The sequence below is a fragment of the Pseudomonas sp. LBUM1652 genome, from assembly GCF_059716105.1.
The window spans coordinates 5248404-5267318 of sequence record NZ_CP166804.1 but is presented as its reverse complement, the minus strand read 5'-3'; the positions used below and the strand labels follow the sequence as shown (position 1 = coordinate 5267318).

Sequence of the window (18915 nt, the reverse complement as noted above, 5' to 3'; positions counted from 1 at the left end):
CGGTATGCGACGTAGTTGCCGGGGCTTGCCGGTCGCTGTGAATTTTTTACGACAGCGCGGGTGGGAAACTTCTGAAAGTCGGTGCAACACGTCCGTTGTATCTGGCGCCGATACAATTACCCGCCTACGATACGCGACAGGTTTTCAGGGAGCTTTTTAATGAACAAGACATTGGTTGTAAGTGCACTGAGCGCAGCGCTGTTGCTGGCCGGTTGTCAGTCGGTCAACACCACCAGCGGCGGCGCCGTGGGCGTGGAGCGCAAGCAGTACATGTTCAGCATGCTGTCCTCGCAAGAGGTCGACCAGATGTATGCCCAGTCGTATCAGAAGACCGTCGGCGAAGCATCGAGCAAAGGCGTGCTGGACAAGACTAGCCCTGAAGCCAAGCGTGTTCAGGCCATTGCCAACCGCCTGATCGCCCAGGCGCCGAACTTCCGTCCGGATGCCGCTCAGTGGAAATGGGAAGTCAATCTGATCAAGAGCGATGAGCTCAACGCCAACTGCGGCCCTGGCGGCAAGATCATTTTCTACACCGGGCTGATCGACAGCCTGAAACTGACCGACGATGAAATCGCCGCAGTCATGGGCCATGAAATCGCCCACGCCTTGCGCGAGCATGGTCGTGAAGCGATGTCCAAGGCATACGGTATGGAGATGGCCAAGCAGGGTGCGGGTGCTTTGTTTGGCTTGGGTCAGGACAGCCTGGCGCTGGCCGACACCGTGGCCAACTACGGCATGACCTTGCCTAACAGCCGTGCCAACGAAAACGAAGCCGACCTGATCGGGCTGGAACTGGCCGCCCGTGCCGGATACAACCCGAACGCGGCGATCACCCTGTGGAACAAGATGAGCAAGGCCTCGGAAGGTTCGCCACCGGAGTTCATGAGCACTCACCCGGCGTCGACCAGCCGTATTGCTTCGTTGCAGGCGGCGATTCCGAAAGTCATGCCGCTGTACGAGAAAGCACCGAAGTCCTGAGACTGCCGCAGTTTCTGTGGTTGATTGGATTTCATTGTGGCGAGGGGATTTATCCCCGATGGGGTGCGCAGCGCCCCCAAAACCCGCTGTCTCAGAATGTCAGACATGCCGCATGTAAAGGTTTTGGGGCTGCTTTGCAGCCCATCGGGGATAAATCCCCTCACCACAGGTCAGTGTCAGATCAGGAGGCCGGTTTAAACCCAGCCACTGCTCTGCATCGCCTTGTACACCGCAACGATCGCCAGAATCAGGAACGCCGAAGCCGCCAGGCGACGAATCAGGGTCAACGGCAGTTTGTCTGCGGCAAAGTTACCCGCCAATACCACCGGCACGTTGGCAATCAACATGCCCAGGGTGGTGCCGATAATCACTAGCCACAACTCAGGATACTGCGCGGCCAGCATGACGGTAGCCACCTGAGTCTTGTCGCCCATTTCCGCCAGGAAAAACGCGATCAGCGTGGTCAGGAATGGCCCGAATTTGCGCGCAGTGCTCGCTTCATCGTCATCCATCTTGTCCGGGACCAGTGTCCACAGCGCTGTGGCAGCGAAGCTCGCGGCGAGAATCCAGTGCAGCACCGAATCCGAGAAGAAACTGCCGAACCAGGCACCGACCGCGCCGGCTGCTGCGTGGTTGGCCAGGGTCGCGGCGACAATCCCGGCAATGATCGGCCAGGGTTTGCGGAAGCGAGCGGCGAGAATCAGCGCGAGCAGTTGCGTCTTGTCGCCGATTTCGGCCAAGGCAACGATTGCGGTGGGAACGAGTAACGAGTCCAGCATCAGGATTTTCCTAAGGGGCGGGTCGACACGGCTATGACACGTACAGCCTTCCCGCCCCGGGTAAGGTGTGCGTGTCATAGGTCTTGTCAAACCCTGCGATCCGTCTGGTGCGGACGCTTGGGTCGCATACGCCATGATCTGAGGATCAAGTATGTTGACGTATGCCGGACGAGCTTGGCGCTCGTGGGAGACTACTCCCCTAGGACGGAGCGGATTCTGCCTAGGCAAATCCGATAGAGCAAGCCTCTTTTTGAAAAGAAACTTCAGCCGCGTTTGGCCCGGTAAATCCGGAAGCCATTGCCTTCGGCCTTGATCGCACAGACCCCAAGATGCTCTTCGATCAGTGGTTGATACTTCAGGAAACTGTTCGCGACCAAGCGTAGTTCGCCGCCGTTTTTCAGATGTTTGGCCGCTTTTCGCAGCAAGTTCTCGGTAGCGAAATAGTCGGTATGCACGCCGACATGGAACGGGGGATTGCTCAGAATGGCGCTCAAACCCATGGGCGCCGCATCGATTCCGTCGCCGGTCAGCACGTCGGCTTCCAGACCGTTGGCCGCCAATGTCAGACGGCTGCTGGCGGCGGCAAACGCATCGACGTCGAGCAATGTCACCTGATTGTGCGGATAGCGACGTTTGACCGCAGCACCCAACACACCCGCGCCACAACCGAAGTCGAGCAAATGGCCGCTTGGCAGTTTGTCCAGATGTTCCAGCAGCAAGGCACTGCCGCGATCCAGTCGACCGTGGCTGAACACGCCCGGCAGGCTGATGACTTTCAACGGGCCTTCGGCCAGCGGCAGCTCGTAAGTCTGCGCCAGGCTTTCCAGCGATTTGGCTTCAGGGGCATTGGCGACCGTCACTTGCCACAGTTGGCAGTGACGTGCGCTGTCGAGTTTACGGGGCTTGCCGAACGGGTTGAGCTGTTTTGACGCGCCTTCGATGCCGCTGCGTTTTTCCCCGACCAGAAACACTTCACGACCGGCCAGGCGCGCCGCCACAGCGTTGAGAACGTAATCGGTCAGATCCTTGGATTTGGGCAGAAACACCACAGCGCTGTCGAACTCGCGCTCGGGAATGTTTACGCCAAAATGGCTGCGGCCTTCGAAGCGAGCGTCGAGCGCGGCTTGGTCGCCGGCGTGCCAGCACCAGCCAAAGGCGTTGGGCAGGCGCCCGAGCAAATCGTCGGCAGGCAACCCGGCCAACAACAGTGAACCCTGAAATAACTCGGCCTGACGAAGCAGTACTTCACTGCGCGGATCCATAACTGCTCCTCAAAAAAAAGTGCAGCAGTTTATCAACTGACGACCCGCAGCGCCTTACCGCTGAAGAACGCCTGAGCGTTTTCGGTTAATTGGCCAACGATGCGCTGTCGCGCCTCGCGACTGCCCCAGGCGTTGTGCGGCGTGACGATCAGGCGCGGGATATCGGCGGCCAGCAATGGATTGCCTTGGCTCGGTGGCTCGATACTCAGCACATCAGTAGCAGCGCCGCCGAGATGACCGGCGCGCAAGGCATCGGCCAGGGCCTGTTCGTCGATCAGTCCGCCACGGGCCGTATTGACTACGAACGCGCCGGGCTTCATCGACGCCAGTTCGCGGGCGCCGATGAAGTGGCGGGTGTGCTCGTTGAGTGGGCAGTGCAGGGTGAGGGCGTCGATCTGTGGCAACAGTTCATCCAGCGGCAGGCGATCCGGCCGGGCAGGGCGCCCCGGAATCTGCCCGAGCAACACGCGCATGCCGAAGGCTTCAGCCAACCGTGCGACGGCGCCGCCGAGTTCGCCATGCCCGAGCAGGCCAAGGGTTTTGCCTTCCAGTTCAACAATCGGGTAGTCGAGCAGACAGAACTGTTTCGCCTGCTGCCAGCGACCTTCACCGACGGCTTTCTGGTAATCGGACAGGCGGGTAGCGAGGTTGAGCAACAGCATGATCGTGTGTTGCGCCACCGACGGGGTGCCGTAGCCCTGGCAGTTACATACGGTGATGCCTTGGGCGCTGGCGGCTGCGAGATCGACGTTGTTGGTGCCGGTGGCGGTGATCAGGATCAGTTTCAGATCCGGGTTGGCGGCCATGGCGGCGGCGTCGATCTTGATCTTGTTGGTGATCGCAACTGTTGCGCCCTGCAAGCGTTCGGCTACTTGTTCCGGCAGGGTCTGGGCGAACAGTTGCAGGTCGCTGAAGCAGGCGCGCAACGGGCTGAGGTCGAGATCGCCAAGATCCAGCGAAGGGTGATCGAGGAATACGGCGCGGCGCGGGTTCGTCATCAACTGTACCTTTTGTGCGTTGTACGGAAGGCGTAATCTGCCGAGCCTACCAGATGAAACAAAACGTTACGCTTGGCCGAAAGGAGCCCCCATGTACTGGACCGAGTTCTTGACCGTTGCATTGATCCACCTGCTGGCCGTCGCCAGCCCCGGCCCGGACTTTGCCGTGGTGGTGCGCGAGAGCGTGACCCATGGTCGCCGCGCGGGCACATGGACGGCACTGGGTGTCGGCACGGCGATTTTCCTGCATGTGGGTTATTCGCTACTCGGCATCGGCCTGATCGTGTCGCAGTCGATTGTCCTGTTCAACGCCTTGAAATGGGCGGCTGCCGCATACCTCGTGTATATCGGCTTCAAGGCCTTGCGCGCGCAACCGGCGAAAACCGTCACCGACGATTTGCACAAGGAAGCGGGTGTTCGCACAGCGCGTGGTGCCTTCACCTCGGGTTTCGTGACCAATGGTCTGAACCCGAAAGCCACGCTGTTTTTCCTGTCGCTGTTCACCGTGGTGATCAATCCGCACACGCCGCTATCGGTGCAGGCCGGTTACGGCGTTTATCTGGCTGTCGCGACGGCCGTCTGGTTCTGCCTGGTGGCGATGCTGTTCAGCCAACAACGCGTACGCGCCGGGTTCGCGCGCATGGGCCATTGGTTCGACCGCACCATGGGTGCGGTATTGATCGCTCTCGGCGTGAAAATCGCGTTTACCGAGATGCATTGAGCGATAGAAAAGCGGCAAATGCTGGCGCAAAGCTAGCATTTGTACGGCTGTGCAAATCATTCCTTCGGCTGATTTGACTGGCGTATAAGCGATCTAGAGTACAAAACTCTTCGCCTAACACCGTGCAGTCAGAAAAGGGATTCTTATGTTGCAGACTCGCGTCATTCCCCCGGCCGATGGGGCTTACCAGTATCCATTGCTGATTAAACGGCTGTTGATGTCCGGCGCCCGTTACGAGAAAACCCGCGAGATCATCTACCGTGACCAGTTGCGCTACAGCTATCCGACCCTGATCGAGCGTGTCGCAAGGCTGGCCAACGTGCTGACGGCTGCCGGAGTCAAGGCCGGTGACACCGTGGCGGTGATGGACTGGGACAGCCATCGTTACCTGGAATGCATGTTTGCCATTCCGATGATCGGCGCGGTGATCCACACCATCAATGTGCGTCTGTCGCCGGAACAGATTCTCTACACCATGAACCACGCCGAGGACCGCTTTGTGCTGGTCAACAGCGAGTTCGTCGGTTTGTACCAGGCCATCGCGCCGCACCTGACCACGGTCGACAAAACCCTGCTGCTGACCGACCTGCCGGAAAAAACCGCCGATCTGCCAAATCTGGTCGGCGAGTACGAACAACTGCTGGCCGCCGCCAGTCCGCAGTACGATTTCCAGGATTTCGACGAAAACTCGGTCGCCACCACGTTCTATACGACCGGCACCACCGGCAACCCGAAAGGCGTGTACTTCACCCATCGGCAACTGGTGCTGCACACCATGGGCGTGTCGACGATCATGGGCTCGATCGACAGCGTGCGCCTGCTCGGCACCAACGACGTGTACATGCCGATCACGCCGATGTTTCACGTGCACGCCTGGGGCCTGCCTTACGTGGCGACCATGCTTGGGCTCAAGCAGGTTTACCCGGGACGTTACGACCCGGAGTTTCTGGTGGAGCTGTGGCGCAAGGAGAAGGTCACGTTCTCCCACTGCGTGCCGACCATCCTGCAAATGCTGCTCAACGCCAAAGGTGCGCAGGGCAACGATTTTGGCGGCTGGAAAATCGTCATTGGTGGCAGCGCACTGAATCGCACCTTGTATGAAACCGCCAAGGCTCGCGGCATTCAGCTCACCGCCGCGTACGGCATGTCGGAAACCGGGCCGCTGGTCTCATGTGCGCACCTCAACGATGAGTTGATGGCTGGCACCGAAGACGAACGCACCACTTATCGGATCAAGGCCGGTGTGCCGGGGCCGCTGGTGGAAGCTGCCATCGTCGATGCTGAGGGCAACTTTCTCCCGGCGGACGGCGAGACTCAGGGCGAGCTGGTGCTGCGCGCACCGTGGTTGACCGAAGGCTATTTCAACGAGCCGCAGAAGGGCGCCGAGCTGTGGGCCGGCGGTTGGCTGCACACCGGTGACGTTGCGACGCTCGACAGCATGGGCGTGATCGACATCCGCGACCGCATCAAGGACGTGATCAAGACCGGTGGCGAGTGGATCTCTTCGCTCGACCTCGAAGACCTGATCAGCCGTCATGTGGCGGTACGCGAAGTAGCAGTGGTGGGCATCGCCGATCCGCAGTGGGGCGAGCGCCCGTTTGCCCTGCTGGTGATCCGCGAAGGTCATGAAATCGGGGCACGTGAGCTCAAGGAACACCTCAAGCCGTTCGTCGAACTGGGGCACCTGAGCAAGTGGGCGATTCCAAGCCAGATCGCTGTTGTTACGGAAATTCCCAAGACCAGCGTCGGCAAGCTCGACAAGAAGCGCATCCGCCTCGACATCACCGAATGGCAGGCCAATAACAGCACCTTCCTCTCGACACTTTAAGTGTCTCTGGCGCGCCGAAAACGGCGCGCCAGACCCACCAAGCAAGCGCTTGGCTTGTGAAATCGAAAAAATCAGCCATCCTTGCCGTGCCGACATCTGTCGGACTGGCGAAAGGACTGTTCCAGAGTGGTTGGCGGCTGCAAATCACACTTTAGAGGGATCAAGCAGTACCACCTGCTGGCTATAGTCCGCTCAAGGATTTTTAAGAACGGGGCACACGCACAAAACGGGGCGATGCATTTTTGGAGTGACATCGGACAGCCGTTGGCATCCGGTCCTTCAGACGTTTTTAAAAGTACTCACTGCCATAACAATAATGCACATGGAGTAGCGTCGATGACCTCAGTAAACCAGTTCTGGCGCCGGGCGAAACTGCCTCTGGCGGTCAGTCTTGCCTCCTCGCTCGCCGGGCCTGCATTCGGCGTCAGTTTCAACGTCGGTGAAATCGAAGGCCAGTTCGACTCTTCCCTGTCGATCGGTGCCAGTTGGTCTACTCAGAGCCCGAACAAGAACCTCATCGGCGTCAACAACGGCGGTCAGGGGCTGTCGCAGACTTCCGACGACGGCCACGCCAACTTCAAAAGTGGCGAAACCTTTTCGAAGATCTTCAAGGGTATCCATGACCTTGAATTGAAATACGGCGACACCGGCGTGTTCGTCCGTGGCAAATACTGGTACGACTTTGAACTCAAGGACGAAAGCCGCGAGTTCAAGGACATCAGCGATTCGGGTCGCAAAGAGGGCGCCAAGTCGTCCGGCGCGCAGATCCTCGACGCCTTCGTCTACCACAACTACTCCATCGCCGATCAGCCGGGTTCCGTGCGTCTGGGCAAGCAGGTGGTGAGCTGGGGTGAAAGTACCTTTATCGGCGGCGGCATCAACTCCATCAACCCGATCGACGTGTCTGCATTCCGTCGTCCGGGCGCCGAGATCAAGGAAGGCCTGATCCCGGTCAACATGTTCTACGTGTCCCAGAGCCTGACCGAGAACCTCTCGGCCGAAGCGTTCTATCAGCTTGAGTGGGACCAGACCGTCGTCGACAACTGCGGCACGTTCTTCTCGCAGCCGGACATCGTTGCCGACGGTTGCAACGACAACCTGCGGGTGCTGAACAAGCGTTCACAAATCCCGGCCATCGCTTTGGGGCCGTTGGCTGCCAACGGTGTCAACGTAGACCAGGAAGGCGTTCTGGTGCGTCGTGGCCCTGATCGTGATGCCCGTGACAGCGGTCAGTGGGGCGCGTCCCTGAAGTACATGTTCGAGCCACTGGATACCGAGTTCGGCGCGTACTTCATGAACTACCACAGCCGTGCGCCGATCTTCAGTGCCACCGGTGCGCCACAGTCGGTCTACAACACCGCAGCGTCTTTGCCAGGACCGTTCGCTGCCCTCGCACCACTGCTGGTGGCGGGTAACTCGAATTACTTCATTGAATACCCGGAAGACATTCGCCTCTACGGCCTGAGCTTCTCCACCACCTTGCCTACCGGTACGGCGTGGAGCGGTGAGATCAGCTATCGCCCGAACGCACCGGTGCAACTGAACTCCACCGATATCCTGTTCGCCGGGGTACGTCCGCTGGGCGGCGCGCTGACCAACGCTTCGCTGCTCACTGGCGTTCCTGGCCAGGATCTGCATGGCTACGAGCGTAAGGAAATCACCCAACTGCAAACGACCTTCACACACTTCTTCGACCAGGTCATGGGCGCCAGCCGTCTGACCCTCGTCGGTGAAGTCGGCGCGACCTACGTCGGCGGGCTGGAAAGCCGGTCCGACAAGCGTTATGGCCGCGATCCGGTGTATGGCCCGGGTGAGTTGCCGGCCACGGGTACCACCAACACCTGCGCCAACATCCTCAACGCCAGCACCATCAATGGTGCCGGGCCGGGTTCGCCGCAGAACAACCGCAGCCGCAATTGCGACAACGACGGCTTCACCACATCGATGTCGTGGGGCTACCGCGGTCGTGCCATCTGGGAATACAACGACGTATTCGCCGGTGTGAACCTCAAGCCTAACGTGGCCTGGTCGCACGACGTCAGCGGCTACTCGCCAGGCCCTGGCGGCAACTTCGAGGAAGGTCGCAAAGCCGTCAGCCTGGGCGTCGATGCCGAGTACCAGAACACCTACACCGCGAGCCTGGCTTACACCAACTTCTTCGACGGCAAGTACACCACCGTGGATGACCGCGACTTCGTTGCGCTCAGCTTCGGCGTGAACTTCTAAGCACTGCATTTCAGGACGAACGAATTTATGAAAATAACAAAGAGTCTGTTCCACGCCGGTGTTTTGGGCCTGTCGCTGCTGGCGACCAGTGTCATGGCCGCAGTGCCTGCTGCCGAAGCCGACAAGTTGGGCAAGAGCCTGACCCCGATGGGCGCCGAAATGGCCGGTAATGCCGACGGTTCGATTCCGGCCTGGAAGCCGCTGCCGAAGAATGCCGGCAGCGTCGACAGCAAAGGTTTCCTGTCCAACCCGTACGCCAGTGAACAGCCGCTGTTCACCATCACCGCGAAAGATGCCGACAAGTACAAGGACAAACTTGCACCGGGCCAGTACGCGATGTTCAAGCGCTACCCGGAAACCTTCAAAATGCCGGTGTATCCGTCCCATCGCGGCGCCACCGTGCCGGATGAGGTGTTCGCCTCGATCAAGAAAAACGCCACGACCACCAATCTGGTGTCCGGTGGCAACGGTCTGGAAAACTTCGAAACCGCCGTGCCGTTCCCGATTCCGAAAACCGGTGTGGAAGTCATCTGGAACCACATCACCCGCTATCGCGGCGGCAGTGTGACCCGTCTGGTGACCCAGGCGACGCCACAGCCGAATGGCTCGTACAGTCTGGTGTACTTCCAGGACCAGTTCGTGTTCCGCGACAAGATGAAGGACTACGACCCGAAAAACCCGGGCAACATCCTGTTCTACTTCAAGCAGAAAGTGACCGCGCCGGCACGTCTGGCCGGTGGTGTGTTGCTGGTGCACGAGACCCTCGACCAGGTGAAAGAACCACGTTCGGCGTGGGTATACAACGCTGGTCAGCGCCGTGTGCGCCGTGCGCCACAAGTGTCCTATGACGGCCCGGGTACTGCGGCGGATGGCCTGCGGACCTCCGACAACCTCGACATGTACAACGGTGCGCCGGACCGCTACGACTGGAAGCTTGAAGGCAAGAAAGAGATGTACATCGCCTCGGACAGCTACAAGCTCGACGATCCGAAACTGAAGTACTCCGACATCATCAAGGCCGGCCACATCAACCAGGATCTTGCGCGTTACGAGCTGCGTCGCGTCTGGCACGTGGTTGCAACCCTGAAGGAAGGTCAGCGCCACATCTACGCCAAGCGTGACTTCTACATCGATGAAGATACCTGGCAAGCAGCCGTCATCGACCACTACGACGGTCGCGGTCAACTGTGGCGCGTAGCCGAGGCGCACGCCGAGAACTACTACGACAAACAAGTGCCGTGGTACGCGCTGGAAACCCTCTACGACCTGCAGTCCGGCCGCTATCTGGCACTGGGCATGAAGAACGAAGAGAAGCAGGCGTATGACTTCGGCTTCACCGCCACCACCAGCGACTTCACCCCGGCCGCTCTGCGCCAGGACGGTGTTCGCTAATCCGCTGTAAATCCGAGGCCGCATCCTCGTGAAAACGCCCCGACCGGTTCGGGGCGTTTTTTTGTCTGTAGCTTTTTTGTAGCCATTTGTAGCGGCAACCTTCATAACCGGTTCGATTAACGCTAGTCTGCGGACATCTGCAACGCCGCCAACAGCAATTCGAACAAGAGCCGGCCATGACTGATCTGTCCCCACTTCCGGGTCCCGCAAGCGTTGCCGTCGCGGCACTGGACGGGCGTTTTTTTCGCCCGCCATTACCCGACGGATACGTGCTGCGACCCCGCCTTTGCGAGCGCCTGCAAGCCGGGCTCGGTGGACGACTGTTGCTGGTCAGCGCCCCGGCCGGGTTCGGCAAGAGTTCGCTGGCGGTGGAGTTCTGCCAGAGTCTGCCGGCACACTGGCAAAGTCTCTGGCTGGGTTTGAGCCCGCGCGACAGCGACCCCGGACGCTTTCTCGAGCGCTTGCTTGAAGGTCTGCAGGACTACTTTCCGCAACTGGGCAGTCGCGCACTCGGCCTGCTGAAGATGCGTCAACGCCATCAACCCTTTGCTTTCGAAGAATGGCTCGACGGTCTGCTCGATGAGCTGACGCTGCACCTCGATACGGCAACCCCGTTGCTGCTGGTGCTCGACGATTACCATCTCGCCCAAGGGCCGGTGCTTGACCGCTGCCTGCAATTTTTTCTCAATCATTTGCCCGATGGCTTGCTGGTGATGGTCACCAGTCGGCAGCGCCCGGACTGGCATCTGGCGCGTTTACGTCTTTCGCGGCAATTGCTCGAATTGCATGAGCAGGATCTGCGCCTGACCCACGATGAAGCCCTGACGCTACTCGATCGCCACAGCACGTCTTTGCGCGGCGAGGCCCTGGAAAACCTCATTCAGCGCAGCGAAGGCTGGGTCGCCGGGCTGCGCTTCTGGCTGCTGGCTGTGTCCGAGGCCGGCAGCGACGCGGCATTACCGCAAGCGCTGAACGGCGGGGAAGGGCTGATCCGCGACTACCTGCTTGAAGAAGTCATCGATTGCCTGCCCACCGAAGTGCAGGCGTTTCTCTACGACACTGCACCGCAAGAACGCTTTTGCAGCGAACTGTGTGACGCCGTGCGCGAAGCTCACGACAGTGCCGAAATCCTGCGTTTCCTGCTTGCCCATCAGGTGTTTCTGGTGCCGCTGGACGAACACGGGCACTGGTATCGCTATCACCATCTGTTTTCTGATTTGTTGCGCAGCCGGCCGATTGCCCAGGCGATGGTGCCGACCGCCACCCTGCACTTGCGCGCCTGTCGCTGGTTCAATGCCCAGGGCTTGCTTGACGAAGCGGTAGAGCAGGCCTTGCGCGCCGGGCACCTCGACGTCGCCGCAAATCTGGTACAGAACCTCTCCGAAGAACAGCTGCTGGCCGAGCAAAACGTCGGCATGCTGCTGCGCTGGAAAATGGACTTGCCTGACAGCCTGCTGATCAGCACGCCGCGACTGATCGTTTTGTACAGCTGGGCGCTGGGGCTGGCCTGCCAGCTCGACGCAGCTGAAGAGTTGTCCAGTCACTTGAGCCGTTTCCTGCCGGCGCCGTCCGCCACGGCGCAAAGGTCGATGCTGGCGCAATGGCTGGCGCTGAGCGGAATCATTGCCCGTGGCCGCGGCCATCGGGAACTGACCCTCAGGTATTGCTCAGAAGCTCTTGAGAGTCTGCCGGCCAAGCGTTATGGCCAGCGATTGATGTGTTTGTCGACCTTGTCCAACCTAGCGATTGCCGACGGTGATCTGTGGCGCGCTCGCGGGCTGAACCGCGAATCCCTTGAGCTGGCGCAACGCGTCGGCAATCCCTTGTTCGAAGCATTGGCGCACTACGACCGTGCCCGCGTCTTGCAGGCGCGCGGCGAAATCCTGCGCTCACTGGATGAAGTGCATCAGGGCCTTGAGCGCTTGCGCGGCCTGTCGCCGCAACGGTTGTATGCGGTGCGCGCGCGGCTGACGCTGTACGAAGGTTTTCTACTGGCGATGCGCTTGCAGCCGCAGGCCGCACGTGTGCGCTTGCTGGCGGGGATTGGCGAAGCGCGAGCCTGTCGCGATATCAGCGTATTGATCGGTCATTGCGTGATCGCCCGCCTGGACGGTTCTAGCGGCGAGTTTGCCAAGGCCTTCGCCGAACTCGCCGAAGCCGAACGCCTGATGCACATCTGGGACGTGCCGCCGATTTACTATCTGGCGATGATCACCCTGGTCAAATGCGAACTGTGGCTGGCGCAGGGTCGTACCGATCTGGCTGAAGGTTGGCTGGCGCGGCTTGGCCAGACCTACACGGGCGAACGTGCAGCGGCGCCACCGGAATTTCATCCACAGTTGCCGTTGCATGTTGAGTTGCAGCAGGCGCTGCTCGACATGACTCAAGGGCAACCGATGATTGCCGAAGGGCGGTTGAATGTGTTGCATGAAAACGGTCAGCGAACGGGGCGGCAGTTGCTCAGTGTGATGGCGTTGACGCAGAAAGTGGTGTTGCTGCTGGCGGGTGGGCGTGAGCCGGAATCCCGCAAGGTGCTGGTTCAGGCACTGGAGGCTGCCCATGGCGGCGTGCTGCAACCTTTTGATGGCTTGTTCAAGCAACATCCTCACTGGTTGCGCGGACAACTGATGCTGATCTCGCAACATCCGGTCGGACAACAATTGCTGGAGCATTTTCCGGTGACCGAGGTACGCCCCACCGTTGAGTGTTCAGCAACAGAGCAGTTGAGCAGTCGAGAGCTCGCAGTCCTGCGGTTGATTGCTCAGGGGTGTTCGAATCAGGAAATCAGCGAGCAACTGTTTATTTCGCTGCACACGGTGAAAACCCACGCCAGCCATATCAACAGCAAACTGGGAGTTGAGCGGCGTACGCAGGCCGTGGCGCGCGCCAAGGAGCTCGGCGTACTGAGTTGAACGAACCCGCAGCACGCCCGAAAAAAAAACGCCCCGAACCAGTCGGGGTGCTTGTTTTGTGGTTCCCGGTCCATCCTGCAGACCGGGTCATGCGTGTGCGTTGAGCGTCAGGCCACCAGATCGTTGGTGCTGAAGCTGTTCACACCGACCAGTTGGATTTCAAAGTCCGCGCCGGCATTGCCAGTGACGTTGCCCGACAGCACGTGATCGACGAAACGCAATTGACCGGCACCGGTGAAGTCATTGGCGCCGATGAAAGTGAAACCATCCATGCCGCCTTGCAGCAGGTTGGCATCGAATTTCGTCAGATCGATCTTGTCGCCTTGCAGGCTGTTGAAGTCAGTGATGACATCACGGTTGGCACCCAGCCCCATATCACTGCGCGAACTGAAGACGAAGGTGTCGGCGCCAGCACCGCCTGTGAGCGTGTCCGTCCCCGCGCCGCCATCCAGGATATTGTCTGCGTCGTTGCCGTAAATGGAGTTGTTCAACCCGTTGCCGGTGCCTTTGCTGGCGGACCCGACGAGACTCAGAATCTCCAGGTTGGCCCCCAGGGTGTAATCGACGTACGAATAGACGCTGTCGATTTCCGAGAGCGACGTGCCGGTTTCGGTGACCACATCGCCGATGTTGTCGACGATATACGTGTCGTTGCCACCGCCGCCGGTCATGGTGTCAGCGCCTTTGCCACCGTTGATGAAATCATTTCCGCTGCTGCCGGTCAGGCTGTTGCCGAGATCGTTGCCAGCCAGCGTGAAATCGCCCGCGCCCGTCACTACCACGTTCTCGACATTCTTCAGATTGTTGAGGTTGAGGTCGACGGTGCCGGTCTGTGCAGTCGCTGTGTATTCAATGAAAAGAGAGTCGGTGCCTTCGCTGGCGAGCTCCTGAACCAACGCGAGCTCTCCCGCCTGATCGATGCTGTAGATATCGTTGCCCTTGCCACCGATCATGGTGTCGAGCCCTGCACCACCAATCAGTTGGTTGTTCCCCTCGTTGCCGGTAATGACGTTGTTCTGGCTGTTTCCGACGCCATAGATATTGCCGCTGCCAGTAAGAATCAGATTCTCCAGGTTGGCCCCTAGCGTGTAGTTGACGGATGCGCGAACAGTATCGATTTCGCTCGCGATGGTGCTGGTTTCGCTAACGACATCGCCGAGATTATCGACAATGTAGGTGTCGTTACCGGTGCCGCCAGCCATGAAGTCGGCGCCGGTGCCCCCGTCGAGGATGTTGTTGCCTGCGGTACCGTACAGCGAGTTGTTCAGCGCGTTACCGGTCGCACTCAAAGCGCTTCCGACCAGATTCAATACCTCTAGATTTGCTCCCAGCGTGTAGTCGATGTAGGAATACACCGTATCGATTTCAGAGAGCGAGATGCTGCTTTCAATCACCACGTCGCCGACGTTGTCGACAATATACGTGTCGTTACCGGCGGCACCGCTCATGGTGTCGGCACCTTTACCGCCGTTGATGAAGTCATTACCGCTGCCACCGGCGAGATTGTTGTTCAGGTCGTTGCCGGCGAAAGTGAAATCGCCGCCGGCCAGTACGGTGACATTCTCGATCTGCTGCAGGTTGCTCAGATTGAGATCAATCAGGCTGCCCGTTGCCGCAGCCGCATAACTGATGAGAAGTCTGTCCGTACCCTGATTGGCACTTTCGCTGACCAGCGCCAATTCTCCAGCCTGGTCTAGGACATACTCATCATCGCCCTTGCCGCCGACCATGGTGTCGAGGCCAGCGCCGCCATCGAGCCGGTTGTTGCCGTCATTGCCGTACAGCGAGTTGTTCAACGCGTTGCCGGTGCCGTTTACGGCGTTGCCGACCAGGTTGAGCACCTCGACGTTAGCCCCCAGGGTGTAGTCGACATAGGAGTAGACCGTGTCGATTTCCGAGAGCGAGGTGCTGGTTTCGGTGACGATATCGCCGATATTGTCGACGATGTAGATGTCGTTGCCAGCGCCACCGTTCATGGCGTCGGCACCCTTGCCGCCATTGATGAAGTCAGCGCCGCTGCCGCCGTTAAGGCTGTTGTTCAGGTCGTTGCCGGCCAGGGTGAAGTTGCCGGCGGCGGACACGACGAGATTTTCAACGTTGAGCAAATTGCCCAGGTTGAGGTCGATGGTAGCGGCGTTAGCCGCGTATTCGATGTAGAGAGTGTCGTTGCCTTCGCCGGCAACTTCCTGGACCAGTGCCAGTTCGCCGGCCTGATCAATGCTGTAGATGTCGTTGCCTTTGCCGCCGATCAGGGTGTCGAGGCCAGCGCCACCGATCATCCGGTTGTTGCCGTCATTGCCGGTGATCACGTTGTTCTGGGCGTTGCCGATGCCGGAAAAGTCACCGTTGCCGGTGAGAATCAGGTTCTCGACGTTGGCGCTGAGCCCGTAGGTCACGGAGGCGCGAACGGTGTCGATTTCGCTGGCCAGTGTGCTGGTTTCGCTGATCACGTCACCGATGTTGTCGACGATGTAGGTGTCATTGCCAGTGCCGCCGACCATCAGGTCCGCGCCCGCGCCGCCGTCCAGCACGTTGTCGCCGGCGCTGCCGTACAGCGAATTGTTCAACGCGTTGCCGGTGCCGTTTACGGCGTTGCCGACCAGGTTGAGCACCTCGACGTTAGCCCCCAGGGTGTAGTCGACATAGGAGTAGACCGTGTCGATTTCCGAGAGCGAGGTGCTGGTTTCGGTGACGATATCGCCGATATTGTCGACGATGTAGATGTCGTTGCCAGCGCCACCGTTCATGGCGTCGGCACCCTTGCCGCCATTGATGAAGTCAGCGCCGCTGCCGCCGTTAAGGCTGTTGTTCAGGTCGTTGCCGGCCAGGGTGAAGTTGCCGGCGGCGGACACGACGAGATTTTCAACGTTGAGCAAATTGCCCAGGTTGAGGTCGATGGTAGCGGCGTTAGCCGCGTATTCGATGTAGAGAGTGTCGTTGCCTTCGCCGGCAACTTCCTGGACCAGTGCCAGTTCGCCGGCCTGATCAATGCTGTAGATGTCGTTGCCTTTGCCGCCGATCAGGGTGTCGAGGCCAGCGCCACCGATCATCCGGTTGTTGCCGTCATTGCCGGTGATCACGTTGTTCTGGGCGTTGCCGATGCCGGAAAAGTCACCGTTGCCGGTGAGAATCAGGTTCTCGACGTTGGCGCTGAGCCCGTAGGTCACGGAGGCGCGAACGGTGTCGATTTCGCTGGCCAGTGTGCTGGTTTCGCTGATCACGTCACCGATGTTGTCGACGATGTAGGTGTCATTGCCAGTGCCGCCGACCATCAGGTCCGCGCCCGCGCCGCCGTCCAGCACGTTGTCGCCGGAATTGCCGTAAAGCGAGTTGCCGGCGCTGTTGCCAAGCAGTGTGAAGGCACCAGTGCCTGTCACTCTGACGTTTTCGAAGTTTTGCAGGTTGCCCTGGCTCAGGTCGATGGTGTCGGTTTGCGCAGTCGCATTGAAATCAATGACGAGGGTGTCAATGCCTTCGTTGGCGTTCTCTTGCACCAATGCAAGTTCGCTTTCCTGATCCAGGCTGTAACTGTCGTCACCCTTGCCGCCGATCAACGTGTCGAGACCGGCACCGCCCACCAATTGGTTGTTGCCGTCGTTCCCGGTGATTACATTGTTCTGACTGTTGCCGACGCCTGATAGGTTGCCAACGCCAGTCAGGATCAGGTTTTCCAGGTTGGCGCTGAGGCTGTAGTTCACGGAGGCGCGAACGGTGTCGATTTCGCTGGCCAGGGTACTGGTTTCGCTGATCACGTCACCGATGTTGTCGACGATGTAGGTGTCATTGCCAGTGCCGCCGACCATCAGGTCCGCGCCCGCGCCGCCGTCCAGCACGTTGTCGCCGGCGCTGCCGTACAGCGAATTGTTCAACGCGTTGCCGGTGCCGTTTACGGCGTTGCCGATCAGGTTGAGCACCTCGACGTTAGCCCCCAGGGTGTAGTCGACATAGGAGTAGACCGTGTCGATTTCCGAGAGCGAGGTGCTGGTTTCGGTGACGATATCGCCGATATTGTCGACGATGTAGATGTCGTTGCCAGCGCCACCGTTCATGGCGTCGGCACCCTTGCCGCCATTGATGAAGTCAGCGCCGCTGCCGCCGTTAAGGCTGTTGTTCAGGTCGTTGCCGGCCAGGGTGAAGTTGCCGGCGGCGGACACGACGAGATTTTCAACGTTGAGCAAATTGCCCAGGTTGAGGTCGATGGTAGCGGCGTTAGCCGCGTATTCGATGTAGAGAGTGTCGTTGCCTTCGCCGGCAACTTCCTGGACCAGTGCCAGTTCGCCGGCCTGATCAATGCTGTAGATGTCGTTGCCTTTGCCGCCGATCAGGGTGTCGAGGCCAGCGCCACCGATCATCCGGTTGTTGCCGTCATTGCCGGTGATCACGTTGTTCTGGGCGTTGCCGATGCCGGAAAAGTCACCGTTGCCGGTGAGAATCAGGTTCTCGACGTTGGCGCTGAGCCCGTAGGTCACGGAGGCGCGAACGGTGTCGATTTCGCTGGCCAGTGTGCTGGTTTCGCTGATCACGTCACCGATGTTGTCGACGATGTAGGTGTCATTGCCAGTGCCGCCGACCATCAGGTCCGCGCCCGCGCCGCCGTCCAGCACGTTGTCGCCGGCGCTGCCGTACAGCGAATTGTTCAACGCGTTGCCGGTGCCGATTACGGCGTTGCCGACCAGGTTGAGCACCTCGACGTTAGCCCCCAGAGTGTAGTCGACATAGGAGTAGACCGTGTCGATTTCCGAGAGCGAGGTGCTGGTTTCGGTGACGATATCGCCGATATTGTCGACGATGTAGATGTCGTTGCCAGCGCCACCGTTCATGGTGTCGGCGCCAGTCATACCGTTGATGAAATTGTCGAGCGCGTTGCCCGTGAGGATGTCATCGAAATTCGAGCCAGTGGCGTTTTCGATTTTGGCGCCATATGCAATCGCCAGCCCCTGGTTGAAATCGTTGCCACCCTGATCGGTGAATATCTTGCCGATTTTGCTGTATTGACCTTCATTGAGGTCGATCGACACCGCCGCCAACTGGTTACTTGCGTCGATCGTATCGTTGCCGCCAGCGTCCCAGATCGTCTCGAAAATGGATTGGTTGGGTGCCCACGAGTAATTGTTGTCGCCGGTCATCCAGTATTTGTTGATGCCATACAAACTCTGGATCGCCAGAATGTCGAGCACCATGGGTGTGGTCGGCAGATAGGAATAATTGTTGTTGTAGCTCATGACGCTGAATGCGACATCGTCAAGCGATGGATCGATGGTGAGACCATTGTTGGCTGACGGTGCGAATGGATGTTTCAAGCCAATCGCGTGTCCGATTTCATGAACAAACGTCATGAAGTCATAAGTGCCTTTGACGGGCGCAGGATTATTGGTGTTCGGGCCGAGCCAGACGTCACCGGCGTTTGGAGTTTCGGCGGGCGTGTAAGCCCATGCTGCGGCATCGGCATCCATGAGCTGGTAGCCGCCGAATCGCATGTCGCCTACGCTGGATGACGTCTCAGGGGCCAACTGGAACGTGATGTTGGCCACGGCTGACCACGTGTCGAGTGCGGTCATGATGCCCAGTTGCTGCGCACCAGTCAGCGCATACGCCGCTTTGTACTCGTTGTTGGCGCTGTAGTTGGGCGCAAAGACAGAAACGCCAGGCGTAATGAAGCTGTAAGTCAGACTGGTTACAGCGTCTGGCGAGTACCACTTGGTACTTTCCCATTTATAGCCGGATATCAGGCTGTCGACGGGTTTGACGCCGGTGGAGTAGGCGCGCGTAGCATAGGTGTAACCAGTTGGGCGTGGCATGCAGAGTTCCTGATAAATTCT

10 protein-coding genes and 1 riboswitch are annotated in these 18915 nt (G+C 59.3%); of the genes, 6 read left to right on the top strand and 4 right to left on the bottom strand.

Going from position 1 to position 18915, the window contains the following annotated elements; translation table 11 throughout:
- The first annotated feature begins 159 nt into the window (after window positions 1–159).
- Complete coding sequence (locus ACA069_RS23685) at window positions 160–978, top strand: M48 family metallopeptidase (RefSeq protein ID WP_187678026.1); 819 nt, start codon at window positions 160–162, stop codon at window positions 976–978.
- Window positions 979–1172: 194 nt separating this feature from the next.
- On the opposite strand, the gene ACA069_RS23680 is transcribed toward ACA069_RS23685, so the two are convergent.
- The 3 genes from ACA069_RS23680 to ACA069_RS23670 form a co-directional block, all read right to left on the bottom strand.
- Window positions 1173–1757, bottom strand: coding sequence for a TMEM165/GDT1 family protein (locus tag ACA069_RS23680; protein ID WP_401271739.1), 585 nt, complete (start codon window positions 1755–1757; stop codon window positions 1173–1175).
- Between the two features lie 88 nt (window positions 1758–1845).
- Window positions 1846–1970, bottom strand: a riboswitch (yybP-ykoY riboswitch).
- A 50-nt stretch (window positions 1971–2020) separates the two neighbouring features.
- Entirely contained in the window at window positions 2021–3019 is a 999-nt protein-coding gene (locus tag ACA069_RS23675; protein ID WP_497615338.1) for a methyltransferase, read from the bottom strand.
- Window positions 3020–3051: 32 nt separating this feature from the next.
- The gene (locus tag ACA069_RS23670) at window positions 3052–4017 is read right to left on the bottom strand and encodes a 2-hydroxyacid dehydrogenase (protein ID WP_497615337.1); all 966 of its coding nucleotides are present in this window, start codon (window positions 4015–4017) and stop codon (window positions 3052–3054) included.
- A 91-nt stretch (window positions 4018–4108) separates the two neighbouring features.
- On the opposite strand from ACA069_RS23670, the gene ACA069_RS23665 reads away from it, so the two are divergent.
- From ACA069_RS23665 to ACA069_RS23645, 5 genes are all read left to right on the top strand, one after another.
- Window positions 4109–4738, top strand: a complete 630-nt coding sequence (locus ACA069_RS23665; protein ID WP_187678022.1) for a LysE family translocator — start codon at window positions 4109–4111, stop codon at window positions 4736–4738.
- Window positions 4739–4883: 145 nt separating this feature from the next.
- On the top strand, window positions 4884–6566 hold the full coding sequence (locus ACA069_RS23660) for a fatty acid--CoA ligase (RefSeq protein WP_489881049.1): 1683 nt from the start codon (window positions 4884–4886) through the stop codon (window positions 6564–6566).
- A 336-nt stretch (window positions 6567–6902) separates the two neighbouring features.
- On the top strand, window positions 6903–8792 hold the full coding sequence (locus tag ACA069_RS23655) for a DUF1302 domain-containing protein (RefSeq protein WP_187678020.1): 1890 nt from the start codon (window positions 6903–6905) through the stop codon (window positions 8790–8792).
- A 27-nt stretch (window positions 8793–8819) separates the two neighbouring features.
- The gene (locus ACA069_RS23650; protein WP_187678019.1) at window positions 8820–10184 is read left to right on the top strand and encodes a DUF1329 domain-containing protein; all 1365 of its coding nucleotides are present in this window, start codon (window positions 8820–8822) and stop codon (window positions 10182–10184) included.
- 176 nt (window positions 10185–10360) lie between these two features.
- Window positions 10361–13096 (top strand): winged helix-turn-helix domain-containing protein, encoded by a 2736-nt coding sequence (locus ACA069_RS23645; RefSeq protein ID WP_497615336.1) that lies wholly within the window; start codon window positions 10361–10363, stop codon window positions 13094–13096.
- Between the two features lie 107 nt (window positions 13097–13203).
- On the opposite strand, the gene ACA069_RS23640 is transcribed toward ACA069_RS23645, so the two are convergent.
- Entirely contained in the window at window positions 13204–18894 is a 5691-nt protein-coding gene (locus ACA069_RS23640; protein ID WP_497615335.1) for a M10 family metallopeptidase C-terminal domain-containing protein, read from the bottom strand.
- Window positions 18895–18915 lie beyond the last annotated feature (21 nt).